Genomic DNA, 21,686 nt, shown 5'->3' on the forward strand with positions numbered 1-21,686 from the left:
TAAGATAGAAAATAGCGCGAGGTAAACAAGTAAAAAAAACCGTCCCATAATTACTTATGAGACGGCCTCTTTTTTTTCGCTGGGTCGGTCGGTTGCTTGTCCGAAAGGCTTTCACATCATTCGTTGACATGTCGTTCCACAGAACTTTCTGACGTCTTTTCAGGTATTTGGGTCGTCGACATATATAGATGTAGCTGATAATATTTTATAGTAAATGGATAATGCTCTATAAGATCCTCCCCATCGTTTTACGTTACTTTGTTTACGAGGAAGCCCTTCGTTGTTGAGAGTATTTTGCTTGTTTCTTTCAATTTCGTTATTAGGAGGCTTTATTTTGGTGAGTCTAACCAATTTTGTTGTCGAGTAAACTAAATGCTTTTTTTAAAAAGACTTTTTGCATTTAGAATCTTGATCCGTGATATTATACATTATTATCATTTGTGTCAAAGCTTATTTGCCGACAACCACGTTAGACATAGCGTGTAAGTGCTAGCGCATAGCGCGATGTCTACGCGAATGAATTTTTTGAACCTATTATATAAAAACAATTTTAAACCGATGAGTTATCAAGCTTATAATAAAAAAGGGATGCTGCGAAATGGGCTACAGTTGCTTTTTCCTTTGATCGTACTAGTGGCAGCGACGATCTTTCCCTTGTCTAGACTGTCTGCCAAAGCCATTGTGCTCCCCACCATATTCGTCGGCATTAGTGGTAAGGTGGTCGACGAGAGCGGAGAGCCGGTAGCGGGTGCCACTATCCTCGTTAAAGGATCAAAAGCTGGTGTCAAGTCTGGGGAAGATGGCGTTTTTAACATCAATGTGCCCGATGCGAATAGCACCATTGTGGTGAGCTATGTAGGCTATAAAGTGCAAGAAGTTAACGTGGCTGGTTTATCTACCGTTACGGTTATATTGGAATCGTTAGACGCACTGGACGAAGTGGTTGTCGTAGGATATGGCACACAGCGGGCAAAAGAAATTACGGGCTCGATTGTTTCCGTCGACATGAAACAATTGGCCGATTTGCCGGTAGCATCTGTTTCGGAGGCTTTGCGCGGTCAAATTCCCGGATTGAATGTTTCCGGGGGCAGCACGCGACCTGGTGAAATGGCCAATCTGAGTATTCGGCAGCAGTTCAATTGGGGTAAAGATGGAGGAGGAACGGTTCCGCTTGTCATCATTGATGATGTCATTCAAATAAATCCTCAAAACGGTCAGCCGACCCTGGAAAGATTCAACATGTTAGATGTTTCAGAAATAGAGAGTATCACGGTGCTACGTGACGCCAGTGCGGCTATTTATGGATCAAGGGCATCGCAAGGTGCAATTGTCGTGAAAACAAAACGGGGACAAGTTGGTCCACCACGTATATCCTACAGCGGAAAGTTTCAGACCAATGATGCCGTCAGCCATGGCAAGGTGATGAATGCGCGTCAATATGGAGAATTTGCCAACAAATTCGGTCGCGCATTAGGGTGGAATGACAATTTTTATTATTCCGATGCAGAACTGACGCAAATGGAATCCCTGAACTACGATTGGTTGATGAATGATTGGCGCTCGGCCGGCGCGATGCAACACGCGCTGGATTTTAGCGGGGGGTCAGAAAGAGCGACATACTTTACAGGAGCATCGTTCTACACCCAAAGTCCTAACCTCGGCGCTCAAGATTTTGATCGATGGACATTTCGGGCGGGCTCCGAGGTAAAGCTTGCCAGTAACTTTCGTCTGGGAGCCACCATAGCGGCTGCCAACACAAGTACAGAGAAGTCTTTCACGAAAATTAACATCAACGACGGTTCTTACGGTATAGGGGGAGAACAAAATGACTACAATATTCTGCTACATATGCCAAAATACATTCCTTGGGTCTATAATATTGATGGCGTAGATCAATATGTGTCGCCAGCATTAGGGCCTAATAGATTGGGAAATGTGCGGGGAAATAATTCGTTGTCCAACTGGAATTATTACGAATTATTGAATAACGGGTCCAAAACGACAAATAAGGACTTCAATTACAACGCTAATTTTACCCTACAGTATGACGTTCCATTTATTCAAGGTTTATCCTTCAAGTTTAATTACGGGATAACGCAAAGTGCTACCAACACGGAGCAAGTAATGATGCCGTTGCTATTGTCCCGCTCTAGCAATTCGAACACCCCGGGAAATCACTTATATGGATCCACGACAATATGGGATTCACCGGTATTAAATAACGCCAGCTCGCGTGTGACCTATGACAATACGACCTCTAAGAATGATCAGATTAATTTTTTCGCAAATTATAACCAGACATTCGGTGATCATGATATTGGAGGCATGTTTAGTGTCGAAAAGACTACGGCAAACTGGGAGGACCGTTATCAGATTTATGACAATCCCACGCGCGGAGTATATAACGGAACGTCGATATCTGCCGGTACGCTGAATACGTCCAACACAATTACTTACCGAACCGTCAGTGGTACATTGTCCTATTTGGGGCGTTTCAATTACAGCTACAAGAGTAGATACCTTCTGCAATTCCTTTTCCGGTCGGACGCTTCCACGAATTTTGCACCTGAAAACTATTGGGGTTTCTTTCCAAGCGTTTCCGCAGGATGGGTAATTTCTGATGAACAATGGTTTGCAGATAACATCACGTGGATGAACTATCTAAAAGTTAGAGGGTCTCTAGGAATTACGGGCAATAGTAACGTAAAGCCATGGCGATGGACCAGGTTGTACACGGCAGCGACCGATAAGGGAATGGGGTTTGGCAACAATGGGGGACAATATGTAACTGGTATCACACCGGATCCCGATCCGAACAGAGACCTACGTTGGGATCGTACCGTTCAAAGAAACCTTGGGTTAGACCTTTCATTCGTTAAATCGCAATTAAATGTTACGCTTGATGGATATTATAATACCACAACAGATATGTTGACCGATATGTCGGGAGCAATTGATGTACCTATCTCTGTTGGAGGGGCGTTTGCAGAACAGAATTATGCGGGTGTAAAGGCGTGGGGAGGAGAGGTCGCCGTGACGTGGAGAAGTCATGTTAATGAATTTAATTACACTGTCGGGATGAACTTTGGGGTAGGGAACTACAAAACGACACGTTACTTCGACCAACCATTTGATTATCCTTCACAAATGGATACTAGACGCGCCGTAGGCAACACGGGATATAATAATCCAGTATACGGCTATCGCACTTGGAAACATACTTCTGGAGGCGACGGTATGCTGCGAACCGATGAGGATATAGATAGGTATTGGGCCTATCTGACCGAAAATGCGGCTAATTCGGGTGTAGAAGGCGCCGCGCCGCGGTTCTTTGATATTACAGATAAATCTCAAATGCGAAAAGGAATGTTGGTTTATGAAGACGTACGTGGAGCGTTGGATGCAGACAACAAAACCTATGCGGGGCCTAATGGTGCTATTGAGAAAGGAACGGGTCAGGATTTGGATATTCTTAAAAAATCGGATTTGACATATGCAATAACAACCAACCTAAACGCAGGATGGAAAGGAATATCTTTGCAGGCGCAGATCTCCACGAGTTGGGGTGGTGTCAATTATTTAGATTATATAAAACAAGGTACCAGCAGCACGCACGCGCTATGGTCGCAACCCCTTTACTTAGCAGATATGTACGATCCGGACACGAATCCCAACGGTTCTTACCCAAACCTTGCTTACTTCGACCAGTTTGGAGGACGGAATTCTGACTTTTTCATGCTACCCACATTCCGCATGTTTGTGCGCAGTTTAAGTGTAGGTTATTCGCTGCCAAAAGAATGGGTGAATAAAGCGAAACTCGTGAATGCAAGGATATTTATCTCTGGGAATAACTTATGGGATTTTTACAATCCTTATCCAGGGAGATTCCGCAATATGTACGACGTGCCTAATGTCGGTTATCCGACCTTGAGAACTTGGTCCCTAGGTGTTAATTTAGGCTTGTAACAAAAGTAGCTAATAAAGAAAATTACAATGAAAAAGAAGATATTATTTTTTGCGACACTGACTCTGGCGATCGTTGCCGGCTGTAAAACCGACTTTTTGGAGGAGATGAAAAGTTTCGATAAATACGATGACAGTATTTTAGAGAATGAACTGCAGACGGGATGGTACATTGATAGGATGTATAATTACTATTTCGTAAACTACCGAAACCCGCAACAGTCCATCGTGGGATTATACAACGATAATCGAGCACGTATGACCGAAGAAATTGGAGGTACCGTTACTAATTATACCAACCCTACTACTAATCTACAATTGGCTTCGCAGGCAGATGGTTACTACGGAAATCCAGTATCTGCAAGCGTTCAGAACAATCCTTACACTCGTATCCGTTTTGCAAACTTTTTAATACAGCGCATTGATCAAGCTGGTTCCGGCCTGTCGGAGGCTTTCCGTAACACCGCGAAAGGACAAATGTATTTTTTACGGGCGTTGCAATATTTTGACTTGGTACGTGTATATGGTGGCGTTCCGCTGGTGACGAACGTGCAGCAAAACAGTGCGACGGATGAAACAGTTAGACAGCCTCGGGCAACATCTGCCGAGTGTTTTGATTTAATGGTGAGCGATTTGGATTCGGCGGCATTGCTATTGCCCATGCGTTGGGATGCGGCCACAACAAACTATGGTCGCCTTACCGCTGCAGGCGCATTGGCCATGAAAAGCCGCGTGTTGCTAACGGCGGCAAGTCCGCTGTTCAATAAGGATTGGGACAATACCGGAAGTCAAAAATGGCAGAAAGCGCTTGATGCGAGTCTGGATGCGGAAAGAAAACTGACTGCTGCGGGATATGGCCTGTTTGGATCCAATGCGAAGGACTGGGCGGAGATGACATTTCGAGCAGATAATGCGTTCAACCCAGAAGCCTTGATGGTGTTTTTGCTATCGACCAATTCAGCCAGTTCTGCCGGTTACAACAACAGCTGGGAGAATTCGGTACGGCCTGTTTCTTACCGAGGAGGCGGGGGCATCGGCGCGACGAAAGAAATGCTTGACCTGTTTCCTCTTGCGGATGGAAGTCGCCCGACAGTTGCTAATTATGTAGATACGTTTTTCTTTGAAAATAGGGAACCACGTTTCTACCGGACTTTTGCTTTTTCCGGTTCGAAATGGGGCATCAAAGGTAACGACAATAAATCAACATGGTTCTACAGGTGGAAAGCAAACGCAGAAGCAAACAGCGGGACCTTTTACGCAAACAACCAAGTAAACAGCCCTGCATTGGTACGTAAGATGTCGAACCCCGCAGCCGACAGCATAAACTTTGCATTCTCCGGTACCGATATTTTTGAGTATAGGTATGCGGAACTGTTGCTTAACATTGCAGAATGCTATGCCGCAACAGGCGATGTTAATAATGCTGTGGCGTATATAGGTAAGGTCCGCCAACGCGTAGGCATCCCATCCGCAAACAATTACGGTGTCGGTAGTCTAGGTACGAAATATTCGGCCATAGAAGCCTGTCTATACGAACGTCGTGTAGAATTGGCTTATGAAGGGAAGCGATTTTGGGATATACAGCGCTGGATGCTGTATGACAATATTCAGGAGTCCGGCAATTCCGTTCAGAAACTCGGATTATTGCCAATAAACGGCACAAAAAGAACCGGATATTATTGGCAATCGAAGACTTATGGTAGCGACCCCTTGAGCCCGGCAATTCGAAATATTTTGATCGATCCCGATGCAGCCAACTTCCTGACAGAAATCGCAAAGCTTAAGCAGGTATATCGTACGTACTTTACAAGGGCACCGCTTGACCAAGAGTGGGATCGCGTGAACAACGCGGGCGTTACCATTCTTTTCCGACCAAATTATTACCTTTCTGGGCTCTCTGCAAGTGTGTTGGCCAATAACTCGTGGCTGCAACAAACAAAAGGGTGGCTCGATTATTCTGGAGGTATGGGAAGCTACGATTATCAACAATAGCTCTTTTTCCATTGATCATACGGGGCGCATGATACAATACGCCCCGTGATGGTTTTATAATAGCAGCACTCGGTGTCTTTGTTTATACGATAGTGCGGTGTTTTAGCTCCTGTACACTTAATCCCGTCTTTTATGCCGCTAAAATGATACAATAGCTAGAGAAAATAATACAACCTTCTGCATACGTTTTTAGCTATGTTTGTACGAGAGACAAAGATAGAGCCTCCCACTTGTTTTTCTAGAAGTTGGTTAGTAAATTATGGGATAATCACTTTGTTCATCGTATTATAAGCCTTATAGATTCGCTTTTACATTGGAAGATTTTTTTGTATATAGTAGTTTGTGTGTTAGAAAGTGGATATCCACTTCTTTGGTTGTTTTCGGCGCATGTCTTCTCGGATATGCGCAGAAGCAATCGTCGCCTATCAGCTTGCAAAAAGATCATACCTTGCGCTATACGCCGGATGAACAGGGGAACCGTATGCCTGACTTCTCATATGCTGGCTACATGGCGGGAGGGCAGGCCATACCCTTCGTGCCCGCGAAGATCCTGGTGCCGTTGCATGATGGCGATGCGACGCTTCGTATCCAGCGTGCGATAGACTATGTCGCACAGCTGCCTTTGGATAAAAATGGATTCCGAGGAGCCGTGTTGTTGGAAGGCGGAGCCTACCATTTAAATGGTTCACTGAAACTACATACGTCGGGCGTAGTGCTCCGTGGAGCTGGATTTGGCGAAGCAGGAACCACCCTTTTTGGTGATGGCGTTGCGCGGGAAACACTAATTAAGGTGCAGGGGAAGGACAATCGCCAATATAGCCTGCAACAGGACATAACCGATGCTTATGTTCCCGTAAATGCGATGCATTTTACCGTGGCTGATGCTTCGGCCTATAGCGTGGGCGATGATATCGCCATTACGCGCCCATCAACCCAGGAATGGATAGAAGCGATTGGTACCGATCATTTCGGCGGAGGAATCACTTCATTGGGCTGGAAGCCGGGGCAGCGCGAGCTGATGTGGCAACGCAAGATTACAGCAATCGAAGGAAACAAACTGCTGATCGATGCGCCGATAACCACGGCATTAGATCAGACTTTCGGAATATCCACTGTTCAACGATACTACTGGACCGAACGTCTAGAGCAGGTCGGTGTAGAAAACCTAAATCTCATTTCAGCATTTGATGCTGCCAATCCAAAAGACGAGGACCATCGCTGGATGGCGATAAGTATCGAAAATGCCAGTAATGTGTGGGTGCGCCGCATCCAGGTTAAGTATTTTGCAGGATCAGCGGTGTATGTGCTGCCAACAGGAAGCAAAGTAACCGTGGAAGATTGTCTGTCGCTTAATCCTGTATCGGAGATTGGCGGACAGCGTCGCTATACATTTTACACCAAAGGACAGCAAACGCTGTTTCAAAGGCTATATGCCGAACAGGGCTATCACGACTTTGTCGTGGGTTACCTCGCGGCCGGGCCAAATGCTTTCGTACAATGCCAAGCTGTAGAACCACATAGCTTCAGCGGAGCGATTGATAGCTGGTCATCAGGAGCTCTCTTCGATATGATAGACATCGACGCGCAAGCCCTTAGTTTTAAAAACCGTGGTCAAGATGGACAGGGGGCGGGCTGGACAGCCGCCAATAGCGTTTTCTGGCAATGTACAGCAGCCCTAGTGGAATGTTTTCAACCGCCCACAGCCCAAAACTGGGCGTTCGGCGTGTGGGCACAATTTCAGGGTGATGGTTTTTGGGATCAATCCAACGAATATATCAAACCGCGAAGCCTCTATTATGCACAGTTGCAGGAACGGATAGGGGCTGCTGCAAAAGATAGGGCGGTGTTGCTCCCCGTATTAACGGAGGCATCAAGTAGCCCTCCAGTTGATGTGGCGATGGAACTGACGAAAAAGGCGGTGGAGCCACCCTTGCAGCTAAAAGACTTTATTGCACAGGCTATCGAGCGAGAGCGCTTGCAGGATAATTTAGATGGATTGAAAACAGTTGACCAGCTACCGCCGGCAAAGCGAACCGCTCCTGCAAATGCCAAAGCGATGGAACTACGAAGCGGCTGGTTGGTGCGTGGTGAGGAAGTTTTGGTTGGGAAAAAATCCGATATCCAATGGTGGAGCGGTAGTGCACGTCCATATGGTGCAGCGAAGTCCAAAATACACATTACGCGTTTTGTTCCAGGTGAGGAGGGTCTAGGCTTAACAGACGATCTGGAAGAAACGGCAGACAACATGTTAGCAACGCATACCTTAAGCATCGATCATAATTATGGACTGTGGTATGAACGCCGCCGCGATGACCATGAACGTATCCGCCGTATGGACGGTGAGGTATGGCCTCCGTTTTACGAATTGCCCTTCGCCAGAAGTGGTCAGGGAACGGCGTACGACGGACTATCTAAATACGATCTGACGAAGTACAATAAATTCTATTGGAACAGGTTGAAGCAATTTGCAGATATTGCCGATCAGAAAGGATTGGTGCTGATCCACCAAAACTATTTCCAACATAATATTATCGAAGCGGGTGCCCACTATTCGGATTTTCCTTGGCGAACGGCAAATAACATCAATGAGGTAGGATTTCCTGAACCTGTTCCTTACGCAGGCGATAAGCGTATTTTTATGGCCGAGCAGTTTTATGATGTGACCCATCCGGTTCGTCGGGAGCTACATCGCGCCTACATCCGCCAATGTTTGGACAATTTTAAAGACAATACGGGTGTGATACAAATGATCAGTGCCGAATACACCGGACCGCTGCATTTTGTGGAGTTTTGGATCGATGTCATTGCTGAATGGAAGGAAGAAACGGGCAAAAGCCCGATCATCGCCCTGAGCACCACCAAAGATGTGCAAGATGCAATCTTGGCCGATCCTAAACGTGCCAAAGAAATCCAGCTTATTGATATACGCTATTGGCATTACCAAGCCGACGGTTCTGCATACGCGCCACAGGGTGGACAAAATCTAGCTCCTCGCCAGCATGCACGACTATTAAAGCCCAAGAAGACATCCGCCGAACAGGTATACCGTGCGGTGAGTGAGTACCGTATGAAGTATCCTGAAAAGGGCGTGCTATACCACGGCGACAATTATCCAGAAATGGCTTGGGCGGTGTTTATGGCGGGTGGATCTATGGCCAACCTGCCAAAAGTAGAAGCGCCCGGATTTTACGAGGCAGCCGCGACGATGGCTCCGGCACTAGGGCAGGGCACTTGGCTATTAAAGGGGCAATCAGGAATTATCCTGTATAGCAATAACACTAAGGGTACAGAGGTTGATTTATCCAGCTTGAAGGGCGCATACAACCTGTTGCATATCGACCCAAAAACAGGTAAGGTGCTCCGAAAAGAAGCCTTAAAAGGAGGAAAGACGGTGACCGTGAACAATTATAAAAACGCAACAGAGATCCTTTGGATCAAAAAAAAATAAAGCATGGCGATGAGCAAAAAATTGATGTCGATTCTTTTGGCGGGAATACTGTTCTCCTGTACTTCTAAGCACGAGCTGGGTCAATTGAAAATTTCAGAGAACGGGCGTTATCTAGCGACAGAAAACGGAGATCCTTTCTTTTGGCTTGGCGACACCGGATGGCTTTTATTCAACAAATTGGATCGTGACGAGGCGGAAGTCTATCTGGAAGATCGTAGGAAAAAGGGCTTTAATGTGATTCAGGCGATGGTGCTGCATACCGTTCCCTCGGTCAATGTCTACGGCGATTCATCCATTAGCAATAAAGATATCGCACGTCCGTTGGTCACTGCTGGAAGCGATCCCGATGTAGCTGAAGAATACGACTATTGGGATCATATCGATTACATCATTGATAAAGCGGCCGACAAAGGTTTGTACATGGCTCTTGTTCCGGTGTGGGGATCGCCGGTAAAAGATGGAAAGGTATCGCCCGAGCAGGCAAAAGTGTATGCACGTTTTCTCGCCGAACGATGGAAGGATAAAAGAAATATCATCTGGCTAAACGGAGGCGATATCAAAGGTTCGGACTCCATTGCGGTGTGGCAGGAAATCGGTAAAACGATCAAATCCATCGATCCCAATCACCTCATGACCTATCATCCGCGTGGTCGCACCGCTTCCTCCGATTGGTTTCACGATGCCTCTTGGTTAGATTTTAACATGGTGCAGTCGGGGCACCGGCGCTATGATCAGGATACCTCTGCCAAAGAAGATAAACACTACGGCGAAGATAACTGGAGGTTTATGGAGGCCGACTGGAAACGCACACCAGTAAAACCAACCATAGATGGCGAACCTTCCTATGAAGGGATTCCGCAGGGGTTACACGACGTGAAGGAACCACGCTGGACGGCAGACGACGTGCGCCGATATGGTTATTGGTCGGTATTCGCAGGTGCTTTTGGTTACACCTACGGTCAAAACTCGGTGATGCAGATGCATGCGGCGACGGATACCAGCACTGCCTATGGCTCCAAGGAGTTGTGGACAGAAGCATTGCAGGCGCCTGGGGCATCGCAAATGAAATACCTGAAAGACCTTATGCTCTCGCGGGGGCATTATTTTGACCGTGTTCCCGATCAGAGCATCATTGCCGAAGCAGGAGACAAATACGACAATTTGTTGGCCACGCGTACGGAAGACTATGCTTTTGTATACACCTATAATGGACGAGAAATCCCAGTGAATATGGGTAAAATCAAAGGCGATAAAGTCGAAGCTTCTTGGTTTAATCCGCGTAATGGAGAAACAAAGGTTATCGGCAAGTTTGAGAATAAGGGCGTACAGCGCTTTAAGCCCGGAGGCCAGCAGCAAGATGGCAACGATTGGGTGCTGATATTAGATAGTATATAATGAAATTTTCAATAAAGGCTTTAGTTTTTGTGTTAGTAACATCCCTCTTGGCATCCTGCCAAAGGGATGTTTACCTGTTCACGTCCTTTCGTGAACCGGCCACCGAAGGCCTTCGTTACCTGTATAGCAAAGATGCTTACCATTGGCGGGAAGTGCCGGGTGTGTTTTTAAAGCCGACTTTGGGCACACAGCAGATCATGCGTGACCCCTCCATGTTGCGTGATAAAAAGGGTATTTACCATTTGGTATGGACCATCGCTTGGAAAGGTGACAAAGGGATTGGCTATGCGCGATCAAAGGATCTTATACACTGGGAAGACGAAAAGATCATCCCTGTGATGGAGCATGAGCCATCTACGATAAATGTTTGGGCTCCTGAGCTTTTCTATGACGAACAGGAAGATCGTTATGTCATCATCTGGGCGTCGACCATTCCGCATCGTTTCCCAAAAGGTGCGGAGGCCGAAGACAATAACCAGCGCATGTATTACACCACCACGAAGGACTTCAACAGCTTCTCACCCACGAAGCTCTTCGCTGATCCGGGATTTAGTATCATTGATGCGGTGATCGTTAAAAAAGATAGGAATGACTATGTGCTGGTTTTAAAGGATAACACACGACCGAACAGAAATTTGAAAGTTGCCTTTGCCGACAATCCTCTAGGGCCTTTCAGGCAGGTCTCCGCACCGTTCTCTGATTACCTGACCGAAGGGCCAAGCGTCGTGAAAGTGGGCAGCCAATGGTTGATCTATTTTGATTCCTATGGCAGCAAAAGCTATGAAGCCGTGGCAACCACTGATTTTAAACATTTTGAGATGGTGAACGAAAAGATCGTTGTGCCTGATGGACATAAACATGGAACAATCTTTAAAGCTTCGAAAAAGGACCTGAAAAGATTGTTAAAAGGAAAGGACTAGCTGTGAAATCGAAAATAATTGCTTTACTGATGTTTGGCGCCGCATCAACCGCGATGGCGCAAGATACGGTAAAATATGTGGGGGAAACATTGTCCAACGTGGACTACCATCATGGACAGCTGACGCCAGCCGTGGGGACACATAACATACAGGTTTTTCGTGCAAATCGCGAGTTTCCAGCGCTTGCCGGAGGACATGGTTTTACCTACAACCACCAGCCATTTTTGGCGTATTGGAACAAGACCTATTACCTACAGTTTTTGAGTAACCCCATTGGCGAACATATCGCTGAAGGAAAGACCCTCTTACAGACATCGAAGGATGGCTATACTTGGTCTCATCCGCAGGAGTTGTTTCCACCTTACCTTGTTCCCGAAGGTTTTACCAAGCCTGAACGTACCGATAAAGCGGGCAAAAATCTATATGCCATTATGCACCAACGTATGGGCTTTTATACCGCCAAGAATGGCAAGTTGCTGACAATTGGCTACTATGGCGTGGCCCTCGATGCGAAGGACGACCCCAATGACGGCAATGGTATTGGCCGCGTTGTCCGCGAGATCAATAAAGATGGCTCTTTTGGGCCAATCTATTTTATTCGCTTCAACAGTTCGTTCAACCAAAAGCTCGCGCAATATCCCTTCTACAGCAAGAGTAAGGATAAAGCCTTTGTCGCGGCCTGCAAAGAGCTGATGGAAAATCCGCTGATGATGCAACAGTGGGTGGAAGAGGCCGATCGGAACGATCCTTTAGTGCCCTACCACCGTCCCATCAAAGCGTTTGCCTACTATCACCTGCAAGACGGTCGCGTGGTTGGTTTGTGGAAACACGCCCTGACATCCGTCAGTAAAGACAATGGAAAGACTTGGGATTATACGCCCTCGCGCGCACCCGGTTTTGTCAACAGCAATGCCAAGATATGGGGACAGAAAACCAGCGATAATAAATATGCCACAGTATACAATCCGTCCGAATTTCGTTGGCCCCTGGCCATCTCTACCAGCGCGGACGGTCTGCGATATACCGATCTACTGTTGGTAAATGGAGAGATCAGCACCATGCGTTATGGCGGAAATTACAAATCCTATGGTCCGCAGTATGTGCGTGGTATCCAAGAAGGAAATGGTACGCCTCCAGGCAGCGATATGTGGATTTCCTACAGCATGAACAAAGAGGATATGTGGGTCGCAAAAGTGCCTGTTCCTGTTGTTTCTAGCGTAGAAGAAAATGTGAAAGATGATTTTGCAACGAATGCGGCGGAAGCCTACCGCCGTTGGAATATTTATAGCCCGCTGTGGGCCAGTGCGAAAGTCGAAGGTAAAGAACTGTTGCTGCGTGATAAAGATCCTTTTGACTATGCAAAGGTCGATCGTGTAATCCAATCGGCCAAAAAAACGAAGATAACATTTACTGTATCGCCCAAGCAGGCGGATCATGGCCTGTTGGAGATCGAACTAACCGATGACAGGGGACAAGCGGCCTGTCGCCTGATCTTCGACAAGGACGGGCAGATAAAAAATAAAGCCGGCTATAGAAATGCAGGCGTGCAGTCCTACAAAGCAGGTGAGCAATACCATATTACGCTCATCGCGGACGTGTCTACGCGCTCTTTCCAACTGGCTATCAATGGACAGGATAAAGGCACGAAGCTGTTCTTTCAGCCCGTGGCAAACATCAGCAAGGTATCGTTCCGTACGGGCGAAGTACGACGATATCCAAATGCCGATACCCCTACCGATCAAGATTATGACGTGAAAGATGCCGGAACTTCGATAACCGAAGCGGCTTACGGTATTTCCTCATTGCAAGCTGAAAAATTGAACTGATGAAAGGATTGGCCCTCGCAATAGGAATATTTTGGAGCGTATTGTCGGTGCATGCGTCGGTGGTGCTCCCCAATATATTTGCGCATCACATGGTGTTGCAACAGCAACAACCCGTGGCTATTTTTGGAACAGCTCGCCCCGGTGAACAGGTGACGGTGCGTTTCAACGGGCAGACGAAAGAATGTCCAGCCGATGTCGAAGGAAAATGGAAGGTGACGCTGTCACCCATGAAGGCCAATGCCCAAGGGCAAACGTTGGAAATTCGCGGCGATAATACCATCCTGCTAAAAGACGTGTTGATCGGCGAGGTATGGCTCTGTTCGGGGCAATCCAACATGGCGTTCCAAATGCGTAAGTTGGAAAAACTACCGCAGGATCGACAGCGCGATAATTTTCCGAAAAATGCGGTCAAGCAGGCTAATAATCCCAGTATCCGCTTGTTTTTCGTGCGTCGCAAGTTTTTAGCGAAGCCCGATAGCAGCTATGCGGGCTGGAGCATTGCGCGCGATTCGGCATTACGGCAGTTCTCTGCGACGGGTTATTTCTTCGCTAAAACGTTGCAGGAGAAGCTCGGTGTGCCGGTGGGCATTATTTCTTCCGCTGTAAGCGGAAGCCGTATTGAACCTTGGATTGCAGGAGAAGCCTTTCAACAAGAACCATATTTCAACGATAAGAAAGTCAGTGGCGACCCGGGAAAGTTTTTCGAAACGATGATTGCTCCGCTGGCACCATACACACTAAAAGGCGTACTGTGGTACCAAGGTGAGACGAATGTTTTTCTGAAAGAAAGTATCGATTACACCTATAAGTTTAAAACCCTTATCCAAAGCTGGCGTAAGCTGTGGAACGAAGATCAGCTCCCTGTCTATTTTACCCAGATAGCGCCCTTTCAATACTCGTTGGACGAGAAAGGGAAAGAGCGTATGGCACGGACAGTCTTGCCCGAGTTTCGCGAAGCGCAGGATCTTTTGTTACAGTTGCCGTATACAGGACGTATTGTGACCATGGATCTCGTTGATAATGTAAAAGATCTGCACCCTACCGATAAATGGGACGTAGGCGCGCGTTTTGCAGCACAGGCGCTCCGCAAGACCTATCATCTGCCAGTTGCTGCTGATGGGCCTGAACTGACTAAGGTGCAGTATAAAAACCACAAGGCCATCGTTCATTTCAAGCATGCCGACGGATTGCGGGTAGGCGATGGGAAGCCGCTTACCGGTTTTGAAGTGGCGACAGCCGATGGACAATATGTTGCTGCGTCTGCACAAGTTGTAGGCAAAACTGTTGAGCTTGTGCATCCCGCAAACGAAAAGATCAAGCAGGTTCGCTTCGCCTGGGACGAAGCAGCGCAACCCAATTTGCAGAATGCCGCGGGCATACCGGCTCTGCCCTTTCGAACAGATAACCCTTATAAAAATCTTAAACTAAAATAAAGCATGCCCCATATGAAGTTTTATACAACGATTTTTCTGTACAGCCTACTCCTTACCTTTGCTGGTCGCACGGTGGCCCAGCAATCGGTAAAGCAATACCTGTCCGGGAAAGGGAAAGATGATGGCATTCTGTGGGATTTTAAAGTGTCAGAAGGCATGAAGGCCGGACAGTGGACGAAAATTCCCGTCCCATCCAATTGGGAGCTTCAGGGGTTTGGGAAATACAATTACGGCTTCAACAAAGAAGCCGATAAGGGAAAGGAAATCGGAAGCTACAGGCATCGTTTCACAGTCGATCGCAGTTGGAAAGACAAACAAGTAAATCTTGTTTTCGAAGGTGTAATGACGGATGCACAAGTAAAGGTAAATGGTAAGCTGGTGGGCGCGCCGCACCAAGGGGCTTTTTACACCTTTTCCTACGATATTTCCAAGTTTCTGCAATGGGGCAAGGAAAACCTGCTCGAAGTAGAGGTTGCTAAGCATTCGGCCAATAAATCCGTCAATGCGGCTGAACGGGAGGGTGATTTTTGGGTGTTCGGCGGTATTTTCAGACCCGTATTTTTGGAGATCTTACCTCAAAATCATATGGAGCGTCTTTCGGTTGATGCAAGAGCAGATGGATCACTTTTTTTAAAAGTACAGTCGAAAGGCAGTGCAGATGAAGTAGCCGTTACCTTATATGATGCGGAGGGTGAAAAATTCGGTAAAACAATCCGCAAACCGGTAATCGGTTCCGAAACTTTGCTGGAAGGAAGCTTCGAAAAACCGGCGCTGTGGTCTTCGGAGTTTCCAAACCTGTATCGTGCAGAAGTAAAGCTCTATGGCAAAGGAAAAGAATTACACCGTATCAATCAAAAGATTGGTTTCCGCACGATCGAAGTGAGGCAACGTGATGGCGTATATATCAATGGGCAGAAAATAAAATTTAAAGGCGTAAATCGACATTCCTTTCACCCCGAGTCTGGACGTACAACAAGCAAGGCAATAAGTGTGCATGATGTGCTACTGATGAAGGAAATGAATATGAATGCCGTACGGATGGCACATTACCCGCCCGATAGCCACTTTTTGGACGTTTGTGACTCGCTTGGGTTATACGTGATGAATGAATTGGGAGGCTGGCATGGCCATTACGATACGCCCACGGGAACGAAATTGCTGAAAGAGATGATCCGCGTGTCCGAAAACAACCCTTCCATTATCTTTTGGGCAAATGGCAATGAAGGTGGGCATAACCCCGAGCTGGATACGACATTCTTCGAACAAGATATACAGAAACGACCGCTTATCTATCCTTGGGCGGTATATGGTGGGTTTGAAACCACGCACTACCGTGAATATAACTACGGTATCGGTACGTATGATCATGGTCATAATATCTTGATGCCTACCGAATTTCTGCATGGTATGTATGATGGCGGACATGGCGCAGGCATTGAAGATTATTGGAACGCCATGTGGGCCAATCCGCTTTCTGCAGGGGGCTTCCTGTGGGACTTTCAGGATCAGGGCATAAAACGCACCGATAAGAGCGGTATATTGGATACTGATGGCAATCGCGGGGCCGATGGCATCGTTGGTCCTCATTATGAACGGGAAGGAAGTTTTTACACCATAAAAGAGGTGTGGAGCCCCATCTTCTTGGAAAAAAGAGAAATGACAGCGGCATTCAACGGCGAGTTCACGATCGAAAACCGCTATGCTTTTACCAATACTGCAAACTGTAGCTTTAGCTATGAGCTAAGCAAGCTGGAAGGAACTTCGGCGAGTTCAAAAACTGGCACTATGGCTTCTCCAAATATTGCACCCTATGCCAAGGGGATACTAAAGGTTGATCTGCCGGCAGATTGGCACAGCTACGATGCGCTGTACATCAAGGCCAACGATCGCAATGGCAAGGAAATATTTATCTGGAGCTTTCCAATAAGCCTGCCCAGCCGCATTGCGGCGACGAAGCTGAAAACCGCTGGTAATAAAGTGGAAGCACAAGAGACCGCAGATGCCTTTCTGGTACAGGCAGGCGGCATCCACTATCGGTTTGATAAAACGAACGGTTTGTTACAGGAAGTGAAAAACGGAAAAGGACTGATTCCTTTTGGCAAAGGTCCCGTATTACAGGAAGCGGTAAACAATTACAAGTCGTTCAGCATGCGTCGTCTCGCCGATACCTTGATCATCGAATCGGCTTTTGATAAAAAAGAAAGCTACAATACCCTGCAATGGACAATCTATCCTTCCGGCCAGTTGAAAATGCACGTGCAGTATTTTCCGGAAAGCTACTTCACCCGTTTTGTGGGGGTAAATTTTGATCTGCCTGAAAAGGAAATCGAAGGCGTGGAATATATGGGGATGGGCCCATATCGGGTGTGGAAAAACAGAATGAAGGGTAACCGTTTCGGTATCTGGGAAAAAGCCTACAACGATGTCGCGACTGGCGAAGTGCCTTTCGAATATCCTGAATTTAAAGGCTATCACGCCAATATGTACTGGGCGACATTTAAGCTGAAATCACAATCATTTCGTGTTTTCACCGACCGGGAGGATGTCTTTTTACGCTTGTACACCCCAAAGGAGCAGCAGGATACCGATTGGAAAAATATGGAACCGACCTTCCCTTCGGGTGATATCTCCTTTATGAACGGTATCTCGGCCATCGGTACAAAGACACAGAAGCCGGAGACCACAGGCCCTATGGGCATGAAGCATGTGTACTACGATTTCGAGAAAGAGCCTATACGGGCATTACATATGCAACTCTATTTTGATTTTTCTGGACAGTAGACCGCAAAGCGAATGAAGATGAATGTGCTGAAATATATGTTAATCCTTGTCTGTACCCTGATCCTTGTTGATCTGCGGGCGAGTACGCGCGTGCGCGATCTGCGTTGCGAATTGCTCGATAATCCACAGACCATCGATAGGCAACAGCCTCGCTTGAGCTGGAAAATCGAAGCATCCGAAAGAGCTGTAAAACAAACTGCATACCACATCCTTGTCGCTTCATCCTTGGAAAAGCTAAACCAAAATGTGGGTGATCTTTGGGATTCGGGCCTAACGAAATCGTCAAATAGCATCAGTGTCTATTATGCCGGCAAAGGACTTTCATCCCGCGAAGCGGTATTTTGGAAAGTAAAGGTCTACACCAATAAGGGCGAATCTGCTTGGTCTGCTCCGTCGTCTTGGCGCATGGGCCTGATGTACTATAAAGACTGGCTGGGGCGTTGGATTGGTTTCGATGGATATTTTCCGTCCGACAACAAAGATTCCGGACAGCTCTCGGCACGTTACTTCAGAAAGGAGTTTACCCTGCGTAAACCTCTGAAAGAAGCAACGGCCTATATTATGGGGCTGGGTCTATATGAACTTTACATCAATGGCAAAAAAGTGGGCAACCAAGTGCTTGCGCCATCACCGACCGACTATACAGAAAATATCAAATATAATGTGCATGATGTCACTGCGCTGCTCAGCGAAGGACAGCAGGCCTTGGGCGTCATTTTGGGGAATGGCCGCTTTTATGCCATGCGGCAGACTAAACCCTATAAGGTCAAAACTTTCGGCTTCCCAAAAATGCAGATGCAGCTGATGCTGACCTACCTGGATGGCAGCACGGAAGTGATCAAGACCGATGATACCTGGACGGGCACGGCGGATGGCCCCATCACCGCAAACAACGAGTATGATGGAGAAAGTTATGATGCACGTAAAGAGATGTTGGGATGGGCAAACGCGGGATTTGACGATGCACAATGGATGAAAGCCGACTACGTACAAGAACCCGGTGGTCGCTATGAAGCCCAGCTTAATAGTGATATGAAAGTGATGCAGAACATTGCTCCCGTAGCGATAACCAAAAAGGCATTGGGCAGGTATATTTTGGATTTTGGGCAGAATTTCTCCGGTTGGGTAAAGATGCGGGTGAAAGGTACAGCTGGCACGGCCATTCGGTTGCGCTTCGCCGAGTCGCTCAGTGATGGGGAGCTCTTTACCGCGAATCTTCGCGATGCCAAAGCAACCGATCAGTATATATTGAAAGGAGGTGACCAAGAGGAATGGGAACCGCGTTTTACGTACCATGGATTCCGATATGTGGAAGTGGACGGCTATCCTGGAGATCTACAAAAGCAAGATTTTTTAGGCCGTTTTGTGTATGATGAAATGACCAGTGTTGGTACTTTCCATTCCTCTAACGAACTATTGAACCAAATTCACCAAAATGCATGGTGGGGCATTGCATCCAATTATAAGGGTATTCCAGTAGATTGCCCGCAGCGCAATGAACGGCAGCCTTGGCTTGGCGATCGCCCGACGAGTGCCTACGGGGAAAGCTTCCTTTTTGATAATACGCTGCTGTACGAGAAATGGTTGGAGGACATCCGCTTGTCGCAAAAGGAAGATGGAGCGATCCCGGATGTAGCACCGGCGTTCTGGCGCTATTACAGCGATAATATCAGTTGGCCCGGCACATACCTCTTTGTTGCCGATATGCTATACCAGCAGAACGGAGATGTTCGCGTTTTGGAAAAACATTATCCAGCGATGAAGAAATGGATGGCCTACATGCGTTTGCGGTACACCGACAAGGATGGTATCCTTACCAAGGATAGCTATGGCGATTGGTGCTTTCCACCGGCCAGCATCGAAGAGGGGCGTGGTAAAATTGCTGATAAGAAATATCCCAGTGCCTTGATATCCTCGGCTTTCTATTATCATCTGTTGCATATCATGGAGCGGTTTAGTGTCTCAACAAATAACGCGCAAGACAGCCTCGGCTATGCTGCGCAGGCTATGCAGTTGAAGAAAGATTTCAATGAGCGGTTTTACCATGCCGCTGGATATTATGGCAGCAACAGTTTGACCGATAATCTCTTGGCGATGTATTTTCAGCTTGTAGAAGAAGAAAACAAGGATAGGCTTGCGGCACGCATCGTGGAGATTATAACGCAGGAAAATAAAGGACATCTCAGTACCGGCGTAGTCGGGACGCAGTGGATCATGCGTACGCTCACCGAAATGGGCAGGGCAGATCTAGCCTATACCTTGGCAACAAAAAAAACATACCCCTCTTGGGGATACATGATCGATAACGGAGCGACCACCATTTGGGAGCTTTGGAACGGAAATACCGCACATCCTAAGATGAATTCGCAGAACCACGTGATGATGTTGGGCGATCTGTTGATATGGTATTACGAAAACCTTGCCGGTATCAAAACCGAGACCGACGCTTTTGAAACCATTAAAATGGATCCGAGTTTCGTGTCGGGGCTTAGACATGTTGATGCAAGCTATCAAAGCTTACGCGGAGAGATCTGCTCCCAGTGGACAGTGGATAAAAGAGAAATATTATGGAAGATCCGTATACCGGCAAATAGCAAGGCTCGGGTGTTTATCCCGGCTTCGGCTCCCGCGGCAATTACCGAAGGCGGAAAGAAGCTTGGCAAAATCGAAGGTGTTAGATATGTGGAAATCCAGAAAGATAAGGTATTGCTTGAGGTAGGATCGGGCGAATATGAATTTAAGATAAAACGATAGAAATAGATGATGATATTCTATAAACGGATAACGACTATGTTTCTGCTGCTTGTGGCTTTCATGGCTGCGGCGCAGGAGAATGCGCTGTACAAATGGCGAAATGGGATTGTAAAAGATGAATTTATCTATGATAAAGCGCCTTTTCCTTCTTGCCACTCCGCTACGTTGGCAGAGACGAAGAACGGGCTAGTGTACGCTTTTTTTGGCGGCACGCGCGAGCGGCATCCCGATGTAGAAATCTATATTTGCCGATTCGAAAATGGCGCTTGGACGCCTCCGGTTTCTGCCGCCGACGGTGTACAGGAAGATGGCAGTAGGTTGCCTACCTGGAATCCGGTGCTCTATCAAGTACCCGGAGGCGAGCTTCTGCTGTTTTATAAAATTGGGCCTAAGCCTTCCGAATGGTGGGGGATGCTCAAGCGTTCGCACGATGGAGGCAAAAGCTGGTCTGCCGCAGAAAAGCTTCCCGATGGGTACATTGGCCCTGTCAAGAATAAGCCTATTTTGCTAGCGAATGGTAATTTAATAGCGCCGACCAGCACCGAAGGAAATGGCTGGAATATCCATTTCGAAATTAGCCCCGACTTTGGGAAAACATGGCGAAAGGTAGGGCCGGTAGCACGTAGCGATGACAACCTGAACGCCATACAACCAAGCATCTTAGATCATGGCAACGGTACCTTGCAAATACTGGCTCGCAGCCGTAACTGGGCTCTTGTTGAATCGTGGTCGATAGACAACGGAGAAACCTGGTCGCCGCTAAAGAAAAGCGATCTCCCGAATAACAACTCGGGTACGGATGCTGTCACCGCGAAAAATGGAATGCATGTACTGGTATACAACCACGTATTGCCCCCGAAAGATAACCCAAAGGGAGCACGCACACCACTGAATGTCGCGGTATCGAAAGACGGTAAACATTGGGATGCTGTATTGATCCTGGAAGATTCGCCGATCAGTCAATATTCCTATCCTGCAGTTATCCAGACGCAGGACGGCATGCTTCACTTTGTCTATACCTGGAGAAGGCAAAAGATGAAACACGTGGTGGTAGATCCCACAAAACTAAAGCGAAGAAAGATAAAAAATGGTATTTGGCCAAAAGTGAAGGGCTACACCTTGCCCCGCTTGGAAAGCTACAAAGCCGAAGAAGAATAATAAAACGAAAACTAAA

The 21,686-nt window shown here is 47.1% G+C and carries 10 protein-coding genes; all 10 read left to right on the forward strand.

Annotated features, from left to right (window positions below):
- The first annotated feature begins 558 nt into the window (after nucleotides 1–558).
- The 10 genes from IE165_RS16620 to IE165_RS16665 all read left to right on the forward strand — a co-directional run bounded on the left by IE165_RS16620 (nucleotide 559) and on the right by IE165_RS16665 (nucleotide 21,670).
- A complete protein-coding gene (locus IE165_RS16620; protein ID WP_189627779.1) occupies nucleotides 559–3,966 on the forward strand; it encodes a SusC/RagA family TonB-linked outer membrane protein in 3,408 nt (1,135 codons plus the stop codon).
- 27 nt (nucleotides 3,967–3,993) lie between these two features.
- A complete protein-coding gene (locus IE165_RS16625) occupies nucleotides 3,994–5,955 on the forward strand; it encodes a RagB/SusD family nutrient uptake outer membrane protein (RefSeq protein ID WP_189627780.1) in 1,962 nt (653 codons plus the stop codon).
- A 340-nt stretch (nucleotides 5,956–6,295) separates the two neighbouring features.
- On the forward strand, nucleotides 6,296–9,403 hold the full coding sequence (locus IE165_RS16630) for a DUF6298 domain-containing protein (RefSeq protein WP_189627781.1): 3,108 nt from the start codon (nucleotides 6,296–6,298) through the stop codon (nucleotides 9,401–9,403).
- Between the two features lie 9 nt (nucleotides 9,404–9,412).
- The gene (locus tag IE165_RS16635; RefSeq protein ID WP_189627782.1) at nucleotides 9,413–10,798 is read left to right on the forward strand and encodes a glycoside hydrolase family 140 protein; all 1,386 of its coding nucleotides are present in this window, start codon (nucleotides 9,413–9,415) and stop codon (nucleotides 10,796–10,798) included.
- Nucleotides 10,798–11,718, forward strand: coding sequence for a glycoside hydrolase family 43 protein (locus tag IE165_RS16640; protein WP_189627783.1), 921 nt, complete (start codon nucleotides 10,798–10,800; stop codon nucleotides 11,716–11,718). The genes IE165_RS16635 and IE165_RS16640 overlap by 1 nt, the downstream gene beginning before the upstream one ends.
- A gap of 2 nt (nucleotides 11,719–11,720) precedes the next feature.
- Nucleotides 11,721–13,544 (forward strand): sialidase family protein, encoded by a 1,824-nt coding sequence (locus tag IE165_RS16645; protein WP_229826606.1) that lies wholly within the window; start codon nucleotides 11,721–11,723, stop codon nucleotides 13,542–13,544.
- A complete protein-coding gene (locus IE165_RS16650; protein WP_229826607.1) occupies nucleotides 13,544–14,977 on the forward strand; it encodes a sialate O-acetylesterase in 1,434 nt (477 codons plus the stop codon). The genes IE165_RS16645 and IE165_RS16650 overlap by 1 nt, the downstream gene beginning before the upstream one ends.
- 12 nt (nucleotides 14,978–14,989) lie before the next feature.
- Nucleotides 14,990–17,758 carry a glycoside hydrolase family 2 TIM barrel-domain containing protein gene (locus IE165_RS16655; RefSeq protein ID WP_189627784.1) on the forward strand — a complete coding sequence of 923 codons (2,769 nt, stop codon included), beginning with the start codon at nucleotides 14,990–14,992 and terminating at the stop codon, nucleotides 17,756–17,758.
- A 12-nt stretch (nucleotides 17,759–17,770) separates the two neighbouring features.
- Entirely contained in the window at nucleotides 17,771–20,512 is a 2,742-nt protein-coding gene (locus IE165_RS16660; protein WP_189627785.1) for an alpha-L-rhamnosidase, read from the forward strand.
- A 6-nt stretch (nucleotides 20,513–20,518) separates the two neighbouring features.
- A complete protein-coding gene (locus IE165_RS16665; protein WP_229826608.1) occupies nucleotides 20,519–21,670 on the forward strand; it encodes a sialidase family protein in 1,152 nt (383 codons plus the stop codon).
- The last annotated feature ends 16 nt before the right edge of the window (nucleotides 21,671–21,686 follow it).

The organism is Sphingobacterium griseoflavum, assembly GCF_014653155.1.
GTDB classification, from domain to species: domain Bacteria; phylum Bacteroidota; class Bacteroidia; order Sphingobacteriales; family Sphingobacteriaceae; genus Sphingobacterium; species Sphingobacterium griseoflavum.